This window comes from Azorhizobium sp. AG788 (assembly GCF_004364705.1).
In the GTDB taxonomy this organism is placed as follows: Bacteria; Pseudomonadota; Alphaproteobacteria; order Rhizobiales; family Xanthobacteraceae; genus Azorhizobium; species Azorhizobium caulinodans.
Genome location: NZ_SOBM01000005.1, coordinates 237419 through 258322, shown reverse-complemented (window position 1 = coordinate 258322; position 20904 = coordinate 237419). Strand labels below are relative to the sequence as shown.

General features: G+C 67.5%; 17 protein-coding genes. 5 read left to right on the top strand and 12 right to left on the bottom strand.

The features are described 5' to 3' along the window. Positions 1–3 precede the first annotated feature (3 nt). The 6 genes from DFO45_RS14700 to pepN all read right to left on the bottom strand — a co-directional run bounded on the left by DFO45_RS14700 (position 4) and on the right by pepN (position 9326). On the bottom strand, positions 4–408 hold the full coding sequence (locus DFO45_RS14700) for a DUF930 domain-containing protein (RefSeq protein ID WP_133865455.1): 405 nt from the start codon (positions 406–408) through the stop codon (positions 4–6). A 115-nt stretch (positions 409–523) separates the two neighbouring features. Then, positions 524–2290, bottom strand: coding sequence for a DEAD/DEAH box helicase (locus DFO45_RS14695; RefSeq protein WP_245518101.1), 1767 nt, complete (start codon positions 2288–2290; stop codon positions 524–526). 269 nt (positions 2291–2559) lie between these two features. After that, positions 2560–4851, bottom strand: a complete 2292-nt coding sequence (locus DFO45_RS14690) for a PAS domain-containing sensor histidine kinase (protein WP_012171646.1) — start codon at positions 4849–4851, stop codon at positions 2560–2562. Between the two features lie 283 nt (positions 4852–5134). Continuing rightward, positions 5135–6100 (bottom strand): LysR family transcriptional regulator, encoded by a 966-nt coding sequence (locus DFO45_RS14685; RefSeq protein WP_133865453.1) that lies wholly within the window; start codon positions 6098–6100, stop codon positions 5135–5137. A 172-nt stretch (positions 6101–6272) separates the two neighbouring features. Then, positions 6273–6548 (bottom strand): hypothetical protein, encoded by a 276-nt coding sequence (locus DFO45_RS14680; RefSeq protein ID WP_133865452.1) that lies wholly within the window; start codon positions 6546–6548, stop codon positions 6273–6275. 144 nt (positions 6549–6692) lie between these two features. Further along, complete coding sequence (gene pepN, locus DFO45_RS14675; RefSeq protein WP_133865451.1) at positions 6693–9326, bottom strand: aminopeptidase N; 2634 nt, start codon at positions 9324–9326, stop codon at positions 6693–6695. Positions 9327–9662: 336 nt separating this feature from the next. On the opposite strand from pepN, the gene DFO45_RS14670 reads away from it, so the two are divergent. Continuing rightward, positions 9663–10853 carry an acyltransferase gene (locus DFO45_RS14670; RefSeq protein WP_133865450.1) on the top strand — a complete coding sequence of 397 codons (1191 nt, stop codon included), beginning with the start codon at positions 9663–9665 and terminating at the stop codon, positions 10851–10853. Here DFO45_RS14670 and hisG read toward each other — a convergent pair. Beyond that, positions 10829–11809 (bottom strand): ATP phosphoribosyltransferase, encoded by a 981-nt coding sequence (gene hisG / locus DFO45_RS14665; RefSeq protein WP_133865449.1) that lies wholly within the window; start codon positions 11807–11809, stop codon positions 10829–10831. The two genes, DFO45_RS14670 and hisG, sit on opposite strands and share 25 nt — an antisense overlap. Beyond that, complete coding sequence (locus DFO45_RS14660) at positions 11806–12957, bottom strand: ATP phosphoribosyltransferase regulatory subunit (protein ID WP_133865448.1); 1152 nt, start codon at positions 12955–12957, stop codon at positions 11806–11808. Before DFO45_RS14660 ends, hisG begins: the two co-directional genes overlap by 4 nt. Before the next feature lie 186 nt (positions 12958–13143). Here DFO45_RS14660 and DFO45_RS14655 point away from each other — a divergent pair, with 186 nt between their 5' ends. Next, positions 13144–13425 carry an exodeoxyribonuclease VII small subunit gene (locus DFO45_RS14655; RefSeq protein WP_012171640.1) on the top strand — a complete coding sequence of 94 codons (282 nt, stop codon included), beginning with the start codon at positions 13144–13146 and terminating at the stop codon, positions 13423–13425. A gap of 107 nt (positions 13426–13532) precedes the next feature. Here the strand turns inward: DFO45_RS14655 and DFO45_RS14650 are convergent, their stop codons facing one another. Together DFO45_RS14650 and DFO45_RS14645 are read right to left on the bottom strand one after the other, a co-directional pair. After that, positions 13533–14153: a protein-S-isoprenylcysteine O-methyltransferase gene (locus tag DFO45_RS14650; RefSeq protein WP_133865447.1), complete on the bottom strand. Its 621-nt coding sequence runs from the start codon at positions 14151–14153 to the stop codon at positions 13533–13535. Continuing rightward, entirely contained in the window at positions 14150–15376 is a 1227-nt protein-coding gene (locus DFO45_RS14645; protein ID WP_133865446.1) for an alpha/beta hydrolase, read from the bottom strand. The genes DFO45_RS14650 and DFO45_RS14645 overlap by 4 nt, the downstream gene beginning before the upstream one ends. Positions 15377–15633: 257 nt before the next feature. On the opposite strand from DFO45_RS14645, the gene DFO45_RS14640 reads away from it, so the two are divergent. From DFO45_RS14640 to dxs, 3 genes are all read left to right on the top strand, one after another. After that, on the top strand, positions 15634–16566 hold the full coding sequence (locus DFO45_RS14640) for a glycosyltransferase family 2 protein (protein ID WP_166657140.1): 933 nt from the start codon (positions 15634–15636) through the stop codon (positions 16564–16566). Beyond that, positions 16563–17588, top strand: coding sequence for a rhamnan synthesis F family protein (locus DFO45_RS14635; protein ID WP_133865444.1), 1026 nt, complete (start codon positions 16563–16565; stop codon positions 17586–17588). The genes DFO45_RS14640 and DFO45_RS14635 overlap by 4 nt, the downstream gene beginning before the upstream one ends. 106 nt (positions 17589–17694) lie before the next feature. Next, on the top strand, positions 17695–19620 hold the full coding sequence (dxs, locus tag DFO45_RS14630; RefSeq protein WP_133865443.1) for a 1-deoxy-D-xylulose-5-phosphate synthase: 1926 nt from the start codon (positions 17695–17697) through the stop codon (positions 19618–19620). A gap of 78 nt (positions 19621–19698) precedes the next feature. On the opposite strand, the gene DFO45_RS14625 is transcribed toward dxs, so the two are convergent. Together DFO45_RS14625 and DFO45_RS14620 are read right to left on the bottom strand one after the other, a co-directional pair. Further along, positions 19699–20160, bottom strand: coding sequence for a hypothetical protein (locus DFO45_RS14625; RefSeq protein WP_133865442.1), 462 nt, complete (start codon positions 20158–20160; stop codon positions 19699–19701). Positions 20161–20273: 113 nt separating this feature from the next. Then, a complete protein-coding gene (locus DFO45_RS14620) occupies positions 20274–20687 on the bottom strand; it encodes a hypothetical protein (protein WP_133865441.1) in 414 nt (137 codons plus the stop codon). Positions 20688–20904: the final 217 nt, after the last annotated feature.

The window sequence follows — 20904 nt, the reverse complement described above, 5'->3', positions numbered from 1 at the left end:
GGCTCAGGGGACCAGGAAGTGTTCGGCCCATTCGGCGCGCGGAATCACCGTGCCGAGGGCGTAGTCGAAGGCCTTCACCTCGGTGCCGCTTTCAGCGGTCTGGCACGCATAGGAGAGGTGATACCACTTGCCGCCGCTGCGCACGGCGGCGCCCGGCGCGCGGATGGTGCCGCCGTTGATGACCGTATCCGCATAGGCATAGGCGACCAGTTCGTCGGGACGCAGGCCCTTGTGCTCGCGGCCGATGACGCCCATCGCGCGGGCGTTGCAGCGCTGCTCCATGCGGGCGTTGGGGGCGAGCTTGAGGATCTGTTCGTCGCTGTGGGAGGAGGCTTGAGCGGCGCTTCCGGTGGCCGCGAGGGTCGCGGCGAAGACGATCTGGGCGATCCGGGACGGTGTGAGGATCATGGCCTCATGTGCCCTTTCGTAAAGAAGGCTTGGCGGCCCGCGCCCTCAGGGGCGGCGGAGCCGTCAAGCCTTGGCCTGCGCCGTGTGGCGAGGATGTGGCGATGCCGCGCGGCGGTCAGCCGTGCGGGCGCACCTTTCCGCGAGCGCCATGGGAAGCCTTCTGGCCGCCCGGACCGTTGCCCCAGCTGCGCACGCCGGCCTGGTTGCCGTAGCCCTTGCCCTTACCGCCGGCGGCGCCGCGACCGGCCGCGGGACCGTGGCCGCGCGGCGGACCGCGCCGCTCGGGCGCGCTGCCGTCATGGGGCTCGATGGGATAGTCGCCCGCCGCGCTGGCGCGGGCGGAGTGGATGAACGAGTCGGCCAGCGGCTCGGCGATCTCGAACAGGGTCTCGTTCTCGAAGATGCGGATGGCGCCGATGTCGCCCTTGGTCACGCCGCCCCGGCGGCAGATGAGCGGCAGCAGCCACTTGGGATCGGCATTCTTGCGCCGGCCGACCGCGAGGCGGAACCAGGCGCCGCCCGTGCCGGTGGCACCAAGGCCCGCGCGGCCGTCGCGCTTCTGCCGGCCCTCGCCGGGATCGGTGACTTCCTCCGGCGCCGGCAGGCGGGCGCGATAGAGGCGCACGAGGGCGGTGGCGAGTTCCTGCGCGGAGTACTGGGCCAGCAGCGCCTCGGCGAGATTGGCATCCTCGGCGGCGGGCAGTTCGGAGAGCTGCGGATCGGAGAGCATGCGCTCCTGATCGAGGGCGCGCACTTCCTCGGCGGTGGGCGGTCCGCTCCAGGCGGGCACCACGCGGGCCTCGGCGAGCAACTGGTCCGCCTTGCGGCGGCGGCCCGGCGGAACGAGCAGGACGCTCACGCCCTTGCGGCCCGCGCGGCCGGTGCGGCCGGAGCGGTGCTGGAGGCTTTCTGCGTCATGCGGCAGTTCCGCATGGATCACGAGGCCGAGGCCGGGCAGATCGATGCCGCGCGCGGCGACGTCGGTGGCGACGCAGACGCGGGCGCGGCCGTCGCGCAGGGCCTGAAGGGCAAGGTTGCGCTCGTTCTGGCCGAGCTCACCGGAGAGGGCGACGGCGGAGAAGCCGCGCTCCTGAAGGGTGGCCGTCAGATGGCGCACCGCCTCACGTGTGTTGCAAAAGACGATGGCGCCGGGCGCCTCGAAGAAGCGCAGCAGGTTCACCACCGCATGCTCGATCTCGCGGGGCGAGACGCGCACGGCGCGATATTCGATGTCGGCATGGCCGACCTTCTGGCCCGCCACCTCGATGCGCAGGGCATCGTGCTGGTACTGGCGGGCGAGGGCGGCGATGTCGCGCGGCATGGTCGCCGAGAACAGCAGGGTCTGGCGCTTGCCGGGCGTGGAATCGAGGATGAATTCCAGATCCTCGCGGAAGCCGAGGTCGAGCATCTCGTCGGCTTCGTCCAGCACCACGGCGGCGAGCTGGCTCATGTCGAGCCGGCCGCGCTCCAGATGGTCGCGCAGGCGGCCCGGGGTGCCGACCACCACATGGGCGCCGTCCTGAAGCTGGCGCTTCTCGCGCAGCGGGTCCATGCCGCCGACGCAGGCGACGATGCGGCCGCCGGCTTCCGCATAGAGCCAGGCCAGTTCCTTGTGGACCTGAAGCGCGAGCTCGCGGGTCGGGGCGATGACGAGGGCGAGGGGCGCGCTAGGCGCCGGCAGGCGCTCATCGCTGCCGAGCAGCGTCTGGCCGACGGCGAGGCCATAGGCCACGGTCTTGCCGGAGCCGGTCTGGGCGGAGACCAGCATGTCGCGGCCGGTCGCCTCGGGGGCGGTCACGGCGCTCTGGACCGGTGTCGGGTCCGTATAGGAGCGGGCCGCCAGCGCGCGGGCGAGGGCGGGGGAAGACGTCTCGAAGGGCACGGGTCGAAAACCTTTCCGGTCCCCGAACCTGCCGAGGACGCATGCAGCGAAGGGGCACCCGGCGGAAGACCCGCTGCCCACACATCTGCGAATGGAAGAAACCATGGTCGCGCCAAACAGGGCCGACCGTTCAGATCGAAGCGGCGCGCATATTGCACCGCAGTGATGACGCTGTCTCTAACGGCAAGAAGATGGCGGCGCCATGGCGGACTGCGCATGGCTCCTGTGCATTGCTATCCGATTGGCGCGCAACCCGCTCGCAAAGCACGTCAATGGAGCGAGAGGTGCGGCACGCCATGGATGGGCAGGCGCACCACCACTGTCGTCCCCGCGCCTTCCGTGGAGCGGATGCGCATGGAACCGCCGTGCAGTTCCGCCAGCGACTTGGCAATGGCAAGGCCGAGGCCCGATCCCTTGTGGGTCTTGGTGAACTGGCTCTCCACCTGCTCGAACGGCCGGCCGATCTTGTTGAGGGCGTGACGCGGAATGCCGATGCCGGTGTCCTCGATGGCGATGACGGCCGCCCCGCCGTTGACCTTGGCCCGCACCGCCACATGCCCGCCCTCGGGCGTGAACTTCACGGCGTTGGAGAGCAGGTTCAGCAGGATCTGCTTGAGGGCGCGGCGGTCGCCACGCATCACCTGACCGGCGCCCACCTGCGCGGTCATGTCGAGCTGCTTCTCGTCTCCCTTCACGGCCGTCACGCGCATCGCATCCGCGATGATCTCGTCGAGCCGGATGTCCTCCAGCTCCAGTTGCATGCGGCCCGCCTCGATCTTCGACATGTCGAGGATGTCGTTGATGACGTCGAGGAGATAGGTGCCAGAGCCTTTGATGTCCGAGCAGTATTCCCGGTACTTGTCGGAGCCGAGCGGGCCAAACATGCCGCTCTCCATGATCTCCGAGAAGCCGATGATGGCATTGAGCGGCGTGCGCAGCTCGTGGGACATGTTGGCGAGGAATTCGCTCTTGGCGCGGTTGGCGTCCTCGGCCCGGGTCTTTTCTTCCGAATATTTCTCGGCCAGCTCGGCGAGCTGCTGGGCCTGATGCTCCAGGGTCTGCTGGGACTTCCTGAGATCGGCCACCAGCGCCATGAGGCGCTTCTCATTGTCCATGAGGCGTTCCTCATGGCGCTTGAGCGGGGTGATGTCGGTACCCACCGAGACGTAGCCGCCGTCCTTGGTGCGACGCTCGGCGATCTTCAGCCAGCGGCCGTTGGAGAGCTGCGCCTCGAAGGCGCGCGAGCCTTCCTCCGGCTTGTCTTCCGGCTTCAGCGGGGTGCGCGTGACCGGGTGGCGGCCGACGGTGGCGATGGTCTCGAAGGGCGTGCCGGCGACGATGGCATCGTCCGGCAGTTCATGCAGGGTCTGGAACTTGGAATTGCAGAGCACGAGGCGGTTCTGGCTGTCCCAGAGCACGAAGGCTTCCGAAATGCTCTCGATGGCGTCGCGCAGGCGCATGTCGGCGGTCACGGTGCGTTCGGCGAGGCGCTGGGCCTCGGTCACGTCCATGGCGATGCCGATGAGGTGGGGGCCGTCCTCGCCCGCCTGCTGCACCACTTCGGCGCGCATGCGCAGCCACACGAAGTCGCCGCGCGCCGTGCGCATGCGGAAGACGCGGTCCACGGAGGCGCCGGGGCGCTCGGCGAGTTCCTGCGCCAGTTCGTAGAGATTGCCATCGTCAGGATGCACGAGCTTGGCGATCTCGCCGAAAGACAGGAGTTCGTCCCGCCGCTCCAGCCCGAGGATCTCGAACATGGTGTCGGACCAATACATGCGCCCCCGCGCCATGTCCCAGTCCCACATGCCGCAGCGGCCGCGGTTGAGCGCGGTGTCGATGCGCATGCGCACGGTGTCGTAGATGTGGTCCGCCTCGCGCGCCCGGCTCGCCTGCCAGTGGAAGGAGAAGCCGAGGATGAGCAGCACCGCGCCGGTGGTGGCGAATAGGGTGATGGTGAGCGTGGTGGAATCCGACCAGACCGCGAGCGCGCGGTTCATGGGCTGGAGATAGACGATCTGGCCGAGCGGCGGATTGAGGTTCCGCACCGTGGCAAGCATCTGCGTGTCGCCGACCGCGATTTCCAGCACGCCGGCGCGCTCGGCGAACACGGTGAGCGGCTGGGAGGGGTCCATGAGGTCGGCAAGGCTGGTGACGCGCGGCGCGCTCTCGGGCGCGGCAGCGATCACCCGGCCGGACGGATCGGTGACATAGATGCGGCGGCCGCCGGAGGTGGCGCGCGGCGGCAGCGCCGCGAGCAGGGCGGAGCCGGTATTGGCGAGCGAGCCGTTGAGGCGGTGGTTCAGCCCCTCTGCGGTAGCGAGGGCCTGGAGGGCAAGGTCGTCCTTGGCATTGTCGAGCACCGATTGCCGGTGCGTATGCACCTGCACCAGCGCGCCGATGCCGAGCACGACGAGAAAGGTGATGATGAGCGCGGGCACGATGCGGCGCAGGAAGGGTTCAGCTTCCAAGAGCCGCTGATAGGCGGGACGCGCGACGGATCTCGCCAAACCACCAATGGCGTCACCGCGCGCACCCACGCTTGCAGCGTTGGCGCGTGCCATCACCTGCCCCCTTCGGATATCCCGCTTCGCAGGCGCGGCCACGCACCCGCAAAGTCTATCGCCCTCGATTGATTGGAGGGACGTGCCGCATCTCTCCGAATCGGGTCGATTGGAATCGAATCGGGGGGTTCTTGTCTAGAGTCTGCGGAGTCAAGGGGCCCTAAAATCGGGTTTAGGTGCGGTAGCCGGCGGAGGGGCATCCCCTGAAACCGAGTCGGCACCGTCCTCTGCGCGAGGACGGTGCCGCATGTGAATTATGGGGAGGGCGCCGGGTGGGTGCGCGTCAGGCCCCCGTCTTGGCCTTCGCGGGGGTAGCGGGCAGGCGCGCGCAGTCGGCATCGCGTGTCGGACCTTCGCCCTGCCAGCGGTTGTAGGCGTCCACGAGGAAGTCGACGAACACCCGCACCTTCAGGTCCAGCGTCGCGCGGGCGGGGAAGATCGCTACCTGCTCCACGGGATCACGGCGCTGCCAGCCGGGCAGGACCACTTCGAGTTCACCCGACTCGACGCGCCGCCGCGACATGCAGCGCGAGAGCATGGTGATACCGCAGGCGCCGGAGGCCTGGCGCACGGCCATGATGGCGTCGTTGGTATCGAGGGCGGGGCTGACACGCATCTCGAAGCTGTCGTTCGGCCCGTCGAGCTGCCAGACGAGGGGGCCGGGGGACGTGCGCACGGCGATGATGTCGTGGTCCGCCAATTCGCGCGGATGGCTCGGCCGACCGAACTCGTCGAGATAGTCGGGACTCGCGAGGAAGATGAGCTGCTGCGATCCGAGGTTGCGGACGTGGTAGCTGGAATCCCGCACCGGTCCGAGGCGCACCGCCACGTCGAAGCCGTGCTCGATGAGATCGAGCGGATGGTTGTCGAGCGTGATGTGCAACTGGACCTTTGGGTAGCGGCGGCGGAAATTCGCCAGCTCCGGCTCCACGATGAGGATGCCGGTGGAATGGGGAAGCAGGACCTTCAGATGCCCCTCGGGCTCCTGCGTCAGCGCGCGGATGGAGGCATCCGCATGGTCGAGGGCGGCGATGGCATCGACGCACTTCTGATAATAGGCTTGCCCCGCCTCGCTCGGCCAGACGCGCCGGGTGGTGCGATGGAGGAGCTGGACGCCCAGCCGGTCTTCCAGCGCCTTCACCTTGCGGCTGACCGAGGTGGGCGGCAGGCCGAGCTGCTCGGCGGCGCCATTGAAGCTGCCGCGATCCACGACCCGCAGAAACACCTCGACATCGTCCAGTCGCGACATGGGGCAGGCCCTTTCCGGTAGGTGCCGGGAACAGCAGTTCCGCGGATGGTTCGCTGGCTGCGTCTTATCTTGGAAATATAGGTTCGCCCGCTGGTGGTGCCAGCGGGCGAGGGAGACGACGCGGCGACTGGGGGGGAGGAAGACCGCCGCGCCGGCATCCGGACCGTCAGGCTCAGTTGTTGCCGAGGCCGCGGTCGCCCAGCTTCAGGTCGAGCTGGTCGGCGCTGCGGGACGGCGCGGCGAAGATGGTGTTGATCTGCTGGGCCCGATCGGAACTCGCGGCGTAGCCGAGCGAGGCGGTGGCGGGCTTGGCAGCCTCGGCGGCGGACTGGGCGGCCACCGCGTAGAATTCCTTGTTGGAGGCGGACAGATATTCATCCGCATGGGCGAGGCCCGAGAAGCTCAGGGAAGCGGCAAGGGCGAAAGCCAAGGTGCTGAGGTTACGCATGGGAGTGTTTCCTTGTTCGTTTGTTGAAGGGGCGCTGCGGCCCCGTTCGATGGACAAGGAGATAGACCCGTGCGGCTCTGCCGATAATGCGCTATTTCCGGCAGTCATTATCCCGGAAGTGGCAGTAATCGGTCTCCGCCCCCCTCAACTGAGGGAGCGGGTGGCGATGTCGGTGACGTCCGCCGAAAGGCCGGGAGTAGCCGCCACGCGCCGCAGGGCGCGTTCGGCGCTCGCTCGGCGCAGCGGCTCGAGTTGCCGGAAGGTCTTGAAAGCCGAGAGCATCCGGGCGGCGACCTGCGGGTTCTTGGCGTCGAGCCCGAGCACCACATCCACCAGGAAGTCGTGGCCCGCTCCGTCCGGTCGATGGAACTGGGTGGGATTGGCGGTGGCGAAGGCACCGATGAGGGCGCGGACGCGGTTCGGATTGCCCATGGAGAAGACCGGCAGAAGGGTGAGATCCTTCACCCGCTCCAGCGTCCCGGCTTCCGGTATCTGCGCCTGCAGGCTCAGCCACTTGTCGATGACCAGCGGGTCGGTGACGAAACGGCGGTAGAAGTCGTCGAGCGCTTCCGCCCGCTCCGGCGTGTCGTGCTGCACCAGCACGGCGAGGGCCGCGAAGCGATCCGTCATGTTGTCCGCGGCCATGAACTGAGCCTTGGCGCGGGCAATGGCCTCGGGTGCGCCACCGGAGGTGAGATAATCGAGGGCGAGATTGCGCAGCGCCCGCCGGCCCGCCGCCGCCGCACCGGGGGAATAGGGGGGCGGGGCGGCGAGGGCCGCATAGGCCTCTTCCAGCGCGCCGTGAAGGGCGGTGGCCAACTGGCGCTTCAATGCCCGGCGGGCGGTGAAGACGGCATCGGGATCGACATTGCTGCCGATCTCGCGGGCGATCTCGTTCTCGCCGGGGATGGCGAGCGCCTGCGCCTTGAAGGCGGGATCGAGCGTCGGGTCCGCGAGCAGCAGGCGGGCGGCTTCGATCAGCGGCGCCGCATCCGGCAGCGTGCCGCTGGCGGCGCCCGCCTTCAGGATGCGGAAGGCAAGGCCCTGAAGGGCGTCGAACCGGTTGAACGGATCTCGATCATGGGCGGCGAGGAAGACGAGGTCGGCGTCCGCGAGGTTCGTCGAAAGGTTGATGGGCGCCGAGAAGCCGCGGTTGAGCGACAGCACCGGGCGCGCATCGATGCCGGTGAAGACGAAGCTCTGCTCGGCCTGCGTCACCTCGATCACGTGGCGGGGCAGGTTGCGGCCGTCGTCCAGAGTCAGCGGCAGGTCCTGCCCGTCCGGCCCGATAAGGCCGATGGCGAGGGGGAGCACGACCGGCTTCTTTTCCGGCTGGGCCGGAGTAGGTGGCGTTTCCTGCCGGATGTCGAGGCGATAGGTGCGCGCGGCGGGATCGAACTGCCCCTGAGCGCTCAGGCGGGGCGTTCCCGCCTGTGAATACCAGAGGGCAAACTGCGAGAGATCGCGTCCGCTTGCCTCCGCAAAGGCCGCAAGGAAATCCTCGATGGTCGCCGCGTCCCCATCGTGGCGGGCGTAATAGAGATCCATGCCGGCGCGGAAGTCCTCGTCCCCCAGCAGGGTCTTGAGCATCCGCACCACCTCGGCGCCCTTCTCATAGACGGTCGCCGTGTAGAAGTTGTTGATCTCGTGGTAGCTTTCGGGGCGCACGGGGTGTGAAAGCGGGCCGGCGTCCTCCGTAAACTGGGCAGCCTTGAGCGTGCGCACATCAGAGATACGCTTCACCGGCCGCGAGCGTTCGTCGGAAGAGAATTCCTGGTCGCGGAAGACGGTGAGGCCTTCCTTGAGGCACAGCTGGAACCAGTCCCGGCAGGTGACGCGGTTGCCGCTCCAGTTGTGGAAATATTCGTGGGCGATCACGCTCTCGATGCCGGCATAATCCGTGTCGGTGGCCGTCTCGGGGCTCGCCAGCACGTATTTGTCGTTGAAGATGTTGAGGCCCTTGTTCTCCATCGCGCCCATGTTGAAGTCGGACACGGCGACGATGTTGAAGACGTCGAGATCGTATTCGCGGCCGAACACCTTCTCGTCCCAGCGCATGGAGCGCTTCAGCGCATCCATGGCATAGGTGGCCCGCGCCTCCTTGCCTGGCTCCACATAGATGCCGAGGTCCACCGGCCGGCCGGAGGCGGTGACGAAGTGGTCCGGCACCTTGGAGAGATTGCCGCCGACAAGGGCGAACAGATAGGAGGGCTTCGGCCAGGGATCGTGCCAGATGGCATAGTGCCGGTCGGTATCGGGAATGGGGCCGCTGCGCTCCAGATTGCCGTTGCTCAGCAGCACCGGGGCTTCCGCGCGGCTCGCCTCCACGCGCACCGTATAGACGGCGAGCACATCCGAGCGGTCCGGGAAATAGGTGATGCGGCGGAAGCCTTCCGGCTCGCACTGCGTGCAGTAATTGTCGCGCGAGCGATAGAGGCCCATGAGCTGGGTGTTTGCGGTGGGGTCCACCAGCGTCTCCACCTCCAGCGTGAAGCGGTCGGAGGGCGGATGCCGCAGGATGAGCGCCTGCGGGCTCGCCTCATAGGCGCCGCCGGCGAGCGGCGTGCCGTCGACCGCCAGGCGCACCAGCGTCAGGCCGTCGCCATCAAGCAGCACGGGGGCCGTCGCATCCCCCTTGGGATTGCGGCGGAGTGCGAGGCGCGAGATCACACGCGTCGCGGTGGGGTGGAGCGAGATGTCGAGATGCACCGTGTCGACGAGCCACGCGGGCGGCCGGTAATCGGCAAGGCGCACGGGATGAGGCTCGGCATCACGCATGGACGGCTCCACTTGTCAGAGTCTGATCCCTTCAGGTTGGAACCACCCGAGAGTGAATCAGTCTCTCATCTCCACCGCAGAGACCGTTGGAAGGATAACGGGCTCTCGCGCCCCTTTGTCGCGGGGCGCGCCGAAGACTAGAAGGTCCCCAGACAGGGGGAAAGGGCGAAACCCGGCGCGCCGGTTGAAAAGTCGGCTGTCGCCACCGCTGCATCAGTGATCCCTGTAAATCTGCCGTTCATCTGCCCGCCACAAAGTATCCGCTTTGTCGCCTCTGCCTCCACGCATGGGAACCTTACAGCATCCGGCTCGTTCAGAGAGCCGGAGGTGCGAAGAATGGTCCGATTTGAAGCTCTCGATGCGTGGCGCGGGATCTGCGCATTGCTCGTTGTATTGTTTCATTTCTGTTTCATTTTCGCGTCTCCGCTCATGGATGCGCGGCTGGTGGCCAATGCCTATCTGTTCGTGGACTTCTTCTTCGTCCTGAGCGGTTTCGTGGTGTCCCACGCCTATCGCGACAGGCTCCATGATGCGGAGAGCTGGGTCGGCTTCGTCATCCGCCGCTTCGGCCGTCTGTGGCCTCTGCATGCGGCGCTGCTGGCTGCCTTCGTGGCTTTCATCGGCCTTGCCAACCTGCTGCCGCATCCCGATCGCCTCGCCCTCTCCTGGGGGCCGGGCGAATATTCGGCGGTGGCGATCCCGCTCCACCTCATGCTGCTCAATGCGGTGAACCTGCACGGCATGGCGTGGAACGCGCCGAGCTGGAGCATCGGCGCGGAATTCTACACCTATCTCTTCTTCGGCGCGGTCTGCCTTCTGGCGCGGGGGCGCCTCGCACTGGTCGCCGGGGTCATTGCGCTCGCCTGCGTCGTGCTGCTGGCCTGCGTCTCGCCCACCTACATGAATTCGACCGCCGATTTCGGCCTCTTCCGCTGCATGGCGGGCTTCTTTACCGGCGTTGTCGCCTATCACGTCCATGAGCGGCTCGCGCAGGCGCCCATGCGGCCTTCGGTGATGGGGACGCTGGTGGAGGGCGTCACCGTCGCCCTCGTGGTCCTGTTCGTGGTGAAGGCCGGGCGCGGACCGGACGCCGTGGCGGCCATCAGCCTTGGCGCGCCCGTGGTGTTCGCCGCAGTGGTGCTGATCTTTGCGCGCGAAGCGGGGCAGGTGTCCCGACTGCTGCGGGGGGCGCCCTTCGCGGCACTCGGCCGCTGGTCCTATTCGATCTACATGGGCCACCAGATCGTGCTGATGGTCGCCGTCTATGGCGTCTGGCTCGCCAACCGCCGGTTCGGCTTAGGGCGCGAGATCGAGGTCATGATCGAGGGCCACGCCAAGACGCTCTACGACCTTGGCGGCGTCGTGCCGAGCTTTGCGCTGCTGGCCGTCATCCTCGGTGTCGTGATTGCGCTTGCGGCCTTCACGTACAGCCGCATCGAGGAGCCGGCCCGGCGGGCGTTCAATGGCTACGCCCGCCGCCGCGAAGACCGGATCGGTCGCGCTCAGGCCCCGGCGAGCCGGGCCTGAAGCGCCTCATAGAGCGGGTTTTCGGCCGCGAACACATATTCGATCGGGCCCACCGTCACCATGCTCGCTCCCCGCTCGCGCAGGAACAGGGAGAGGGCATGGAGCGTATCGGGCGGGCAGTGGAGGGTGAGCATGCCCGAGGAGGTCGGCCCGCCGAAGGGCGCCACGCAGCGGAAGCGGCTCACCGCCTCGTCCACGAGGTTCGCATCGCACTGGACGAAGCGTGTGCGCACCTCGCGCATGGTGCGGGCGCGCTTTTCGGCCGCCATGCGGTCGAACATGGCGCGGGCCGCGGCATGCTGCGCCTCGCCCCATGGGGCGGTCAGCGAGGCGACGAGATTGGCCTCCGAGCGCAGCATCACACCGTCATCCACCACCTTCAGGGCGTTTGCGGCCAGTGTCGCGCCGGTGGTGGTGATGTCCACGATGAGTTCGGCGCTGCCGGCGGCCGGCGTGCCTTCGGTCGCGCCCGCGCTTTCCACGATCCGGTAGTCCACGATGCCGTGACGGGCGAAGAAGCTGCGAGTGAGGTTCACATATTTGGTGGCCACCCGGATGCGCCGGCCGGTGCGGGCGTGGAAGTGACCGGCGACATCGTCGAGGTCTTCCATGGTCCGCACGTCGATCCAGGCCTGCGGCACCGCCACCACCACATTGGCGTGGCCGAAGCCGAGCTTCTCAAGCAGCATCACGCGCTTGTCGGCGTCCGGGATGTTCTCGCGCACGAGATCTTCGCCGGTGACGCCCACATGGACGGCGCCGGAGGCGAGTGCCGCCGCGATCTCGGAGGCCGAGAGATAGGCGACCTCCACATTGTCCACCCCGCCCAGCGCGCCGCGATACTCGCGGGCGCCGCGCGCCTGCACCAGCGGCATCCCCGCCCGGGCGAAGAAGGCGTGGACGTTTTCCTGAAGGCGGCCCTTGGAGGGAACGGCAAGGATCAGCGTGTCGCTCATGACTGGCTCTCCAGCAGGGCGAGACGTTCCACCCACGCGGCAAATCCAACGGCCGGCACCACGGTTTCGGCGCCGAGGCGGCTCATCAGGCGGTCATAGCGCCCGCCGGCCACCAGCGGGGCGGCGACGCGCCCTTCCGGATCGCTGAGTTCGAACACCATGCCGCTGTAATAATCGAGCGGCCGACCGAAGGCGGCGGAGAATTCCACTTCCGACAGGTTCACCCCATGCGCAGCCAGATGGCTCGCCCGCTCCTCGAAGGCGGCGAGCGCGCCGGAAATGTCGATCCGGGCTTCGTTCGCCAGCGCCCGCACCTGTTCCAGCGCCGGGCCGGGGGCGCCGGTGATGGCCAGATAGCGCGAGAGGATGGCGGCCGTCTCGGCCGAGAGGCCGTTTCCTTCCAGCGCCGCCTGCTCCAGGAAGCGGGCGGCGATCTCGGAAACCGTGCGCCCGCCCACGGTGGTGATGCCGGCGATGGACAGAAGATCGGTGATGAGAGCGCGGGCGGCGTCCGGATCGGAGCCGGCCAGAGCCGAGAGCACGCCCGCATGGACGGCAGCGGTGCCCTTGGCCTCGCTCTCGCTCAGGTTGGCGATGTCCTCGTCCAGCCGGCCCTGGCCGAAGTCCTTCATCAGGCGACGGCGCCATGCCGGGGCGAGCGGCAGGGCTTCCAGCACCGCCGAGAACAGCCCCACGTCGCCGATCAGGATTTCGGGATCCGGCACGCCATAGATGGCGCAGGTCTCAAGACCGAGGGCGAGAATGTCCGCATCCGCCGCCGCCGTGTCGGCGCGGCCGAAGGATTCCACGCCCGCCTGCCGGAATTCGCCGGCGCCCCCGGAATGGGAGCGGAACACCGGGCCGAGGTAGGAGACGGCCGCCGGCATGGGCAGTTGCAGGCGCTGCACCTCGCGGGCCACCGGGATGGTGAGGTCCGGACGCAGGCAGAGTTCCTGCCCGTCCTCGCTGCTGGTGAGGAACATGCTGCGGCGGATGGTTTCGCCCGACAGGTCGAGGAAGGCGTCCGCCGGCTGCAGGATGGGCGGGTCCAGCCGCAGGAAGCCGGCGGAGGCGAAGCGCGCCATCAGCGCTTCATCGAGCGCGCTGCTGTCGCGGAGGAGGGGAGGGCTTTGTGCCTCGATCGGCATTGCGGCTCTTGATCGTTGTGGGCGGCCGGGGCCGCAGGTGCGGGACGGTCGCCCGCTTGAGGTTTCGTGCGGGCTTCTAGCAAAGCTCGGCGTCCGCGACCACCCTGTGACAGCCGATGGCGCCTTAAGGGCGGCGCAGTGCTCCGATATAAGGAGCGCAAGCATTGAGATTCGGAAGGACAGCCCATGGCCGAGACCAGCAAGACGGACGCCAAGACCAAGGCCGCAGCCGGTCCCGCCGTGTCCACCCTCTCCTTCGAGGCGGCGCTTGCCGAGCTTGAGAGCATCGTCCAGCGCCTGGAGGCCGGAAACGTGCCGCTGGAAGAGAGCATCGCCATCTATGAGCGCGGCGAGGCGCTGAAGAAGCGCTGCGAGGCGCTGCTGGGCGAAGCCGAGGCCCGGGTCGCCACCATCACCCGCGATGCGGACGGCCGGCCCACCGGCACGGCGCCTCTCGATCCGGCCTGAGCTGTCCCGGAACGGCACAACCCTGCCTCGCCGAAAGGAACGCGGCTGGAACGCAGCGTGTCCGAATCGGGTGGCGCGGTCCGGACGCGGTTCGTTCCGCCCCGCCCTCAGTAGATGCCGGGGATGATGCGCTTGGTGCGCTGCATGTAGGCGTCATATTGCGGGCCGAAGGTCTCCCGCATCATCTGCTCCTCGCGCCCCACCCGGAAGGCGAACAGGATGCCGAAGCCGATGAGGCCCGAGAGGCCCGCGACGAGGTTCGGCAGCAGCAGCGCCTGTGCCACCGCCCACAGGAAGAAGGCCGAATACATAGGGTGCCGCACGGCGCGATAGACGCCGTGGGTGATGAGCTGGTGGGTTTCCTTGATCTCCAGCGTCACCGACCAGTTGCGCCCGAGGTCGCGATGGGTGCGCCAGAACAGCCAGAGCGCAGCGAGGAACACGAGCGCGCCCGCCGTCACCTGAAGCGGCGAGGTGGCATAGGTGAGGCCGCGCGGCCAGCTTGTGAGACAGAACACTGCTGGCACGATGCCGAGACCAAGCGTCGAGATGGTCAGCAGCGTGTATTCGCGCAGCGTGCGGTGGGTGGCGTCGGCCACGCGGGTGCGGCGCACCTTCAGTTCGAAGGGCAGACGCAGCAGATACCAGGACACCACGCCCAGCGCCCAGATGCATTTGGCGAGGGTGACGAGGGAAACCGGGTGAGCGAGCAGGGGAAGCGAAATCATGCGCCCTTTTGCTGCGTCACCGGCGGCGGCGCAAGCAGGCTACCATCCTCCGCGAACACGGAAAGCGGCCCTTCAGGCGATCCGACGAGCGTGTCGTAGGGCACCGGGGCACACACGAACGCATAGAAATCATAAGGCGCCCGCCGGTCGTTCGCGAGGAAGAACTGGCAGTGCAGCCGCATGACATCGGTGCGGAAGCGGGCATAGGTCTTCGGTGTCAGCATGGAGCGGATGGCCACGCGCCGCACCAGCGGCCGGCGGTTGGGGTCGCCGTCCGAGATGCGCCCGAGCGTCACCGGGTCCACCTTGTAGAAGGATACGATGTCGTCGCGGGCCTGATATTCCGTCCAGCCGACGGCGGTGGCCTTGGAGACCGTGCGCGTCGCGCCGCGAAGCCGGTCGGCCGCCGGATGGAGGGCGAACTTCGCGATGGTGGAGCCCAGCGTCAGGATGCGGATGGGGATCTTGGTGCCGAAGTTCGGATCGTCCCGCAGCGCCCGCGCCACGAGGCTGATGGCATGCATGGCGCCGAGGCTGTGACCGGCGATGATGATCTCGTCCACGCCGCCGAAGGCCATCACCGCATGCACGCGGTCCGCAAAGGCGGTGATGCGCTCCTTGATCTCGGGGTGCCGGTCATGGGCGAAATCCACCGAAAATTCCGCAAGATCGAGGGATTGCCGGAGCCGAAACCGCTTGTTGAGAAGCTTCATCAGGCCGAACCCGCCGATGAGCGTCGTCGCCACTCCCGCTGCCACGGCCACCCATTTCCCGGTCTGGCCGTTAAAGGCGTAGAAGGAGCCGATCAGCGCATCGCTCACCACCGGCCGGGCATAGGCCGTGGCGGCAAAGCCCAGGCCCACGGCCACCGCCCAGATGGCGGCCAGCGTCAGATAGGTGAGGCAGAAGAAGATGCCGTAGCGGTGGCTGGTGCCGAAATAGCGGAACAGCGTCCCCGAGCCGATCATGTCGGCGAGGGCGCGGATCGTGCCGCCCAGATGCGACCAGCGGCTGCGGTTCATGTCGCGCCGCACCAGATCGTCCCAGGCGAGAATTTCGAAGTTCGTTTCGGTGGACCAGCCGGGTCCCTCGCTACGCGCCGTCCAGGTGGCACCGGTGCGCTTCGCGCGGGGCACGCTGTCCACCCGCGCCTTGATCCCCCACACGTCCGCAAAGCGCGCAAGCTCGCGCGTGAAGATGCCGTGGTGGGCATCCGCGGTCATGGGATCGTAGCCGGCCACAAAGAAAAGGTGGCGGCGGATTGTGGTGCCTTGGTGGGGTGGCGACATGGCGGCGCAATCTAAAGCAGGCTTGCCGCGGCGCAAAGCGGCTTCCCGGCTTCTCGGCTTGATCTGCGGCGCTGCGGTGCTACCTATGCCGCCGAAGGGCGCGGCCTGGGGATGTGTGGGGCTTGCAAAAGCCCCCGTCAGCCGGTTCGGCGTCCGTTTTTGAACTCGCGCCAGTGCGGCAGGAGCAGGGTGTGACAACGCCGCAAAGGTTGCTGTTCGTGAAGGTGAAGAAGCCGCCTTCGGTCAGCGTGGTCTTCGTCTCCTACAATAGCGGGCGCGTGCTGCCGCGCGCCATCGCCTCGGTGCCCGCCGCCTATCAGGTGGTGGTAGTGGACAATGCCAGCCCCGAGGGACTCGATTGGCAGAGCGAGGTGGCGCGCCCCTTCGATCTGGTGCCCATGTCCGCCAATCTCGGCTTCGGCACCGCCTGCAATGCCGGCGCCCGCGCCGCGCGGGGCGATTATGTGCTCTTCCTCAATCCCGATGCGGTGATGGAGGAGTGCACCGTCCCCGCGCTCCTCGATGCAGTGAAGCGTTATGGCGACCCAGGCATCTTCATGCCGGCGATCCTGGGAGAGAACGGTCGGCCCATGCGCAAGGAAGGCTCGATCCTGGAGCCGGTCCCCCGCAAGCGGCGGCTCAAGGCGGAGGAGATCGCCGGGGATTACTGCACGCGCTTCGTCCATGGCGCTGCCTTCCTCATGGAGCGGCGCGCCTTCCTCGCCATGGGCGGCTTCGATGAGAGCATCTTCCTCTATCACGAGGATGACGATCTTGCGCTGCGGGCCATCCGCTCCGGCATCCCGATCGTCGTCGTGGCGGAAGCCCGCGTGATCCATGCGGGCGGCAAGTCCTCGGCGCCCGGCTGGCGGCAGACTTTCCGCATCAGCCGTTTCAAGAAGCATTCGGAACGCTACGTCCTCGCCAAATATGGTGCAGCCCGCGGCAAGGTTGGCGAGGTAACGTATCTGGCGGCAGGATGCCTGCTCGCTCTGCTCATGCTGGACATCCATCGTCTGATGATCCGTTCCGGCAAGATCGCCGGCCTGTGTGACAGGCTGGCCCTTCCCACCGTACAGGCGCGCACCGGGGGGGCGGACGCGTTTGAGAAAGGACGTCGATGAACCCGGCCAACCCCACCCGCGTCGCACGCTATCTGGCTTCGGCTGCGGTCAAGGTCTTCACCGGCTTCGACGCCACGGCGGACCTGCGCAAGGCACTCGGCCTCATGGTCGCGCCCGAGACGGTGGAGGAGATGCCCGAGGACAAGGCGCTTGAAGGCATGGGCCGCCGCGTGGTGCGGGCTCTGGCACCGGCCGACCAGCGGCCGGTGTGCCTGTTCGTGACCTATTCTCCCGATGGCCGGATCTGGCCGCACGTCATCAGCTATTGCAAGGATCTGAAGGCGGGGGGCTGCCGGCTGGTGATGATCGTCACCACCGACCGCACCGACCTCAAATGTTACGATCCGGGCCTGGCTGTCGCCGATTCGCTGATCGTGCTCGAGAATTTCGGCTACGACTTCTCGGCCTGGGCGCGCGTGCTCCGGCTGTGGCCGGAACTCTGGGCGGCGCCCGCCCTGTGGTTCGCCAACGACAGCGTCTACAATTCCCCGAGCGTGCTCGCCTTCATGCTGGAGCGCGTGAAGCGCAGCGTCGCCGACGTGGTGGCGCTGACCGAGAGCACCGCATTCCGCCGTCATTTCCAGAGCTATTTCTTCGTGCTGCGCCCGAACGCCCTGGCCAGCGAACCGGTGCGGGCCTTCTTCGGCGAGATGCGGGCCATCTTCGACAAGCAGAAGGTGATCGAGACCTGTGAGGTGCCGTTCCCGAGCATCCTCTCCAGCGCCGGACTGATGGTGGACGTGCTCTATCCGCTCGGCCTGACCGACGCGCGGGCGGCCAATCCCACGCTGATGGCGTGGAACGAATTGCTGAAGAACGGCTTCCCGTTCGTGAAGGTGCAGCTGCTGCGCGAGAATCCCATGCATGTGGACCTCTCCAAGTGGCGGGCCGATCTGAAGGCGTGCGGATTCCGTATGGATGAGGTGGAGATGCACGTGGGCAGCCATCGCATCCCCGCGGCGGCGCTCCTCCAGGCGCCGGTCCAGAAGCCGTCCGAGAAGACGCCCGCCGCAGCCTCCTGACGGGAACGCCCGGCGGCGGGTCACAAGGCGGTGCTTGCGCGTTGCGTTGCGGGGGCGGACTGTGTAACCCGTCCTTTCCCGGTGAGAGGCCGGAGCGGAGTGTGCGGTGACGGTAACCAAGACACCGCTTCTCGATACGGTGCGCGACGCCTCAGACGTCAGGCGCCTGCCGGAAGAGAAGCTTTCCCAGCTGGCGGATGAACTGCGTGCGGAGACGATCAGCGCGGTCTCCGTGACCGGCGGTCACCTCGGCGCGGGCCTCGGCGTGGTGGAGCTCACCGTCGCCCTGCACCACGTGTTCAATACGCCCCACGACCGCCTGATCTGGGACGTGGGCCACCAGTGCTATCCGCACAAGATCCTGACCGGCCGCCGCGACCGCATCCGCACCCTGCGCCAGGGCGGCGGGCTGTCCGGCTTCACGCGCCGGTCCGAGAGCGAATACGATCCTTTCGGCGCCGCCCATTCCTCGACATCCATCTCCGCCGGTCTCGGCATGGCGGTGGCGCGCGACCTCTCCGGCGGCGACCGCAATGTGATCGCGGTGATCGGCGACGGCGCCATGTCGGCGGGCATGGCCTATGAAGCCATGAACAACGCTGGCGCCATGGACAGCCGGCTGATCGTCATCCTCAACGACAATGACATGTCCATTGCCCCGCCGACCGGGGCCATGTCCGCCTATCTCGCCCGGCTCATTTCCGGGCGCACCTATCTCTCCCTGCGCGAGATCGGCAAGCAGCTCGCCGGACACCTGCCCAAGTTCGTGAAGGATGGCGCCGCCAAGGCGGAGGAGTTCGCGCGCGGCTTCTGGACCGGCGGCACGCTGTTCGAGGAGATGGGCTTCTATTATGTGGGCCCCATCGACGGCCACAATCTGGAGCACCTGCTGCCGGTGCTGAAGAATGTGCGCGATGCCAAGACCGGCCCCATCCTGGTCCATGTGGTGACGCAGAAGGGCAAGGGCTATCCGCCCGCCGAAGCCTCGGCGGACAAGTATCATGGCGTCGTGAAGTTCGACGTGGTGACGGGCGCGCAGGTGAAGGCCAAGTCCAACGCCCCCAGCTACACACGCGTCTTCGCCGAGACGCTGATCGATGAAGCCCGCCGCGACGACAAGGTGGTGGCCATCACTGCCGCCATGCCGTCCGGCACCGGGCTCGACCTGTTCGGCCAGGCCTTCCCGCAGCGGACCTTCGACGTGGGCATTGCCGAGCAGCATGCCGTGACCTTCGCCGCCGGCCTTGCGGCGGAAGGTTACCGGCCCTTCTGCGCGCTTTATTCCACCTTCCTTCAGCGCGGCTATGATCAGGTGGTGCACGACGTGGCCCTTCAGGGCCTGCCGGTGCGCTTCGCCATCGACCGCGCGGGTCTCGTGGGCGCGGACGGCGCGACCCATGCGGGTGCCTTCGATCTCGCCATGCTTACCTGCCTGCCGGGCTTCACGGTGATGGCCCCCGCCGACGAGGCGGAACTCACGCACATGATCGCCACGGCCGTGGGGCATGACGCCGGCCCCATCGCCTTCCGCTTCCCGCGCGGGGAAGGCGTGGGCGTGGAGCGGCCCGAGAAGGGCGAGCGCCTGCCCATCGGCAAGGGCCGGGTGGTGCGCGAGGGGCAGGATATCGCCTTCCTGTCGCTGGGCACCCGGCTTGCCGCCTGCCTCGATGTGGCCGAGCGCCTCTCCAGCCTTGGCATTTCGGCGACCGTCGCGGATGCCCGCTTCGCCAAGCCCATCGACCGGGAACTGATCGCGCAGCTTGCCCGCACCCATGCGGCGCTGGTGGTGGTGGAGGAGGGTTCCGTCGGCGGCTTCGGCAGCCAGGTCCTCCAGTTCCTCAGCGATGAGGGGCTCATGGACGGCGGCCTGAAGGTGCGCACGCTGACCCTGCCGGACACCTATATCGACCACGACACGCCTGCCGCCCAGCTGGCGGAGGCGGGGCTTGATGCCGATGGCATCTACAAGCGCGCGCTGGCGCTGGTTCAGCCTGCGGAGCGCCGGGGAGCGGTCGCAACAAAACGCGCCTGAAGCCGGAAGGCGACAGGCGCGCAAGGTGCTCCCACTTGAATGAACGCGGCCCGGAGGTCAGCCGGCCGCGTCGGGATTTCAGCCTTTGCAGGCGGTCTCGAAGCTGGCGAAGGCGGTGGGCGCCCCGGTCAGCGAAATCTGCTGCTTCACGCCCTTGACCTCGATGGTCATGAGCTTGCCGCCGGAGAGGACGGCCTTCACGTCGTCAAAGGTGGCGCCGGCTTCCACGTCCACTGCGGCGCTTTCCTCGCTGGTCACGGCCTTGCCGGTGAAGGTCTTCTTCACCTTGCCGGCGCTGAGGATGATGCGCGCGGGCTCGTCGGCCTTGAGGCCCTTGGAGCCGATGTAGCTGCCGACCAGCACCGTCGGATTGCCCTTGTTGCAGACGAAGCCGATCATGCCGTGATCGCTTTCCGGCGCGCTGAACGACAGCGTGGCACCGTTGTCCATGGAGGCAGCGTTCCAGACGAGCTTTTCCTGCGCCGCAGCGGGCAGGCAGGTGGCTGCGAGCAGGCCGGTGGCGAGAAGGGTGCGGAACATGAAGTCTTCCTCAAGATCGGACGGCGCGATCATATCGAAGACAGAACGCACGCAAAGCGTGTCCTTAATTCTAGGTTAAGAACACCACGGTGGGCGAGATCATATCTACTTTGTTACCTCTTTCCCTGGCAGGCGCGCTCAAAGTCCGCAAGGCGTGTACGGGCACCAGCGAGGGGATAGGTCTGGCTGGAGCCCGGCATGCGGACGGCCAGCGTGTCGCCTTCACGGAAGATGTCCAGCACGCGCGGTGTCAGCGTCACCGCCGCCTCCACCACCAGCCGGCCGTCGGTGGTGCCGAGGAAGGCGCTGGCCGCCAGTTCCAGCCGCCGCTTGCCGCTGGAGAGCGACAGGGGCACGCCGTCGCCCGAGCGGATCTTGTTGTCCTGCGGGACTTCGACGGCGATCTGAAGCAACTGGGCGCTGGGCAGGCATGTGGCGGAAAACACCGGGTCCGCCGCCTTCGGCTGGCCGAAGCGCAGGGCATAGGCATCATCCGCCCGCGCGATGCTCCAGACGCGGGTATCCACGGGCTCGGCTTTCGCTGGCTTGCTGGCCTTGGACGGCTTCGTGGCTGCGGCGGCACCACCTGGGCCGGCACACATCAGCGCCGCACACGCGGCCGCAGCAAGGAACTGTCGCATACGCACTCCACCGGCAGGGCTCAAAGCACAACCTGAGTTTGGTTGCAGTGCAAGCCAAACTTGAGCTGGGTCTTTGATCCTGGTTGAAACGTCTCCGCAGCCT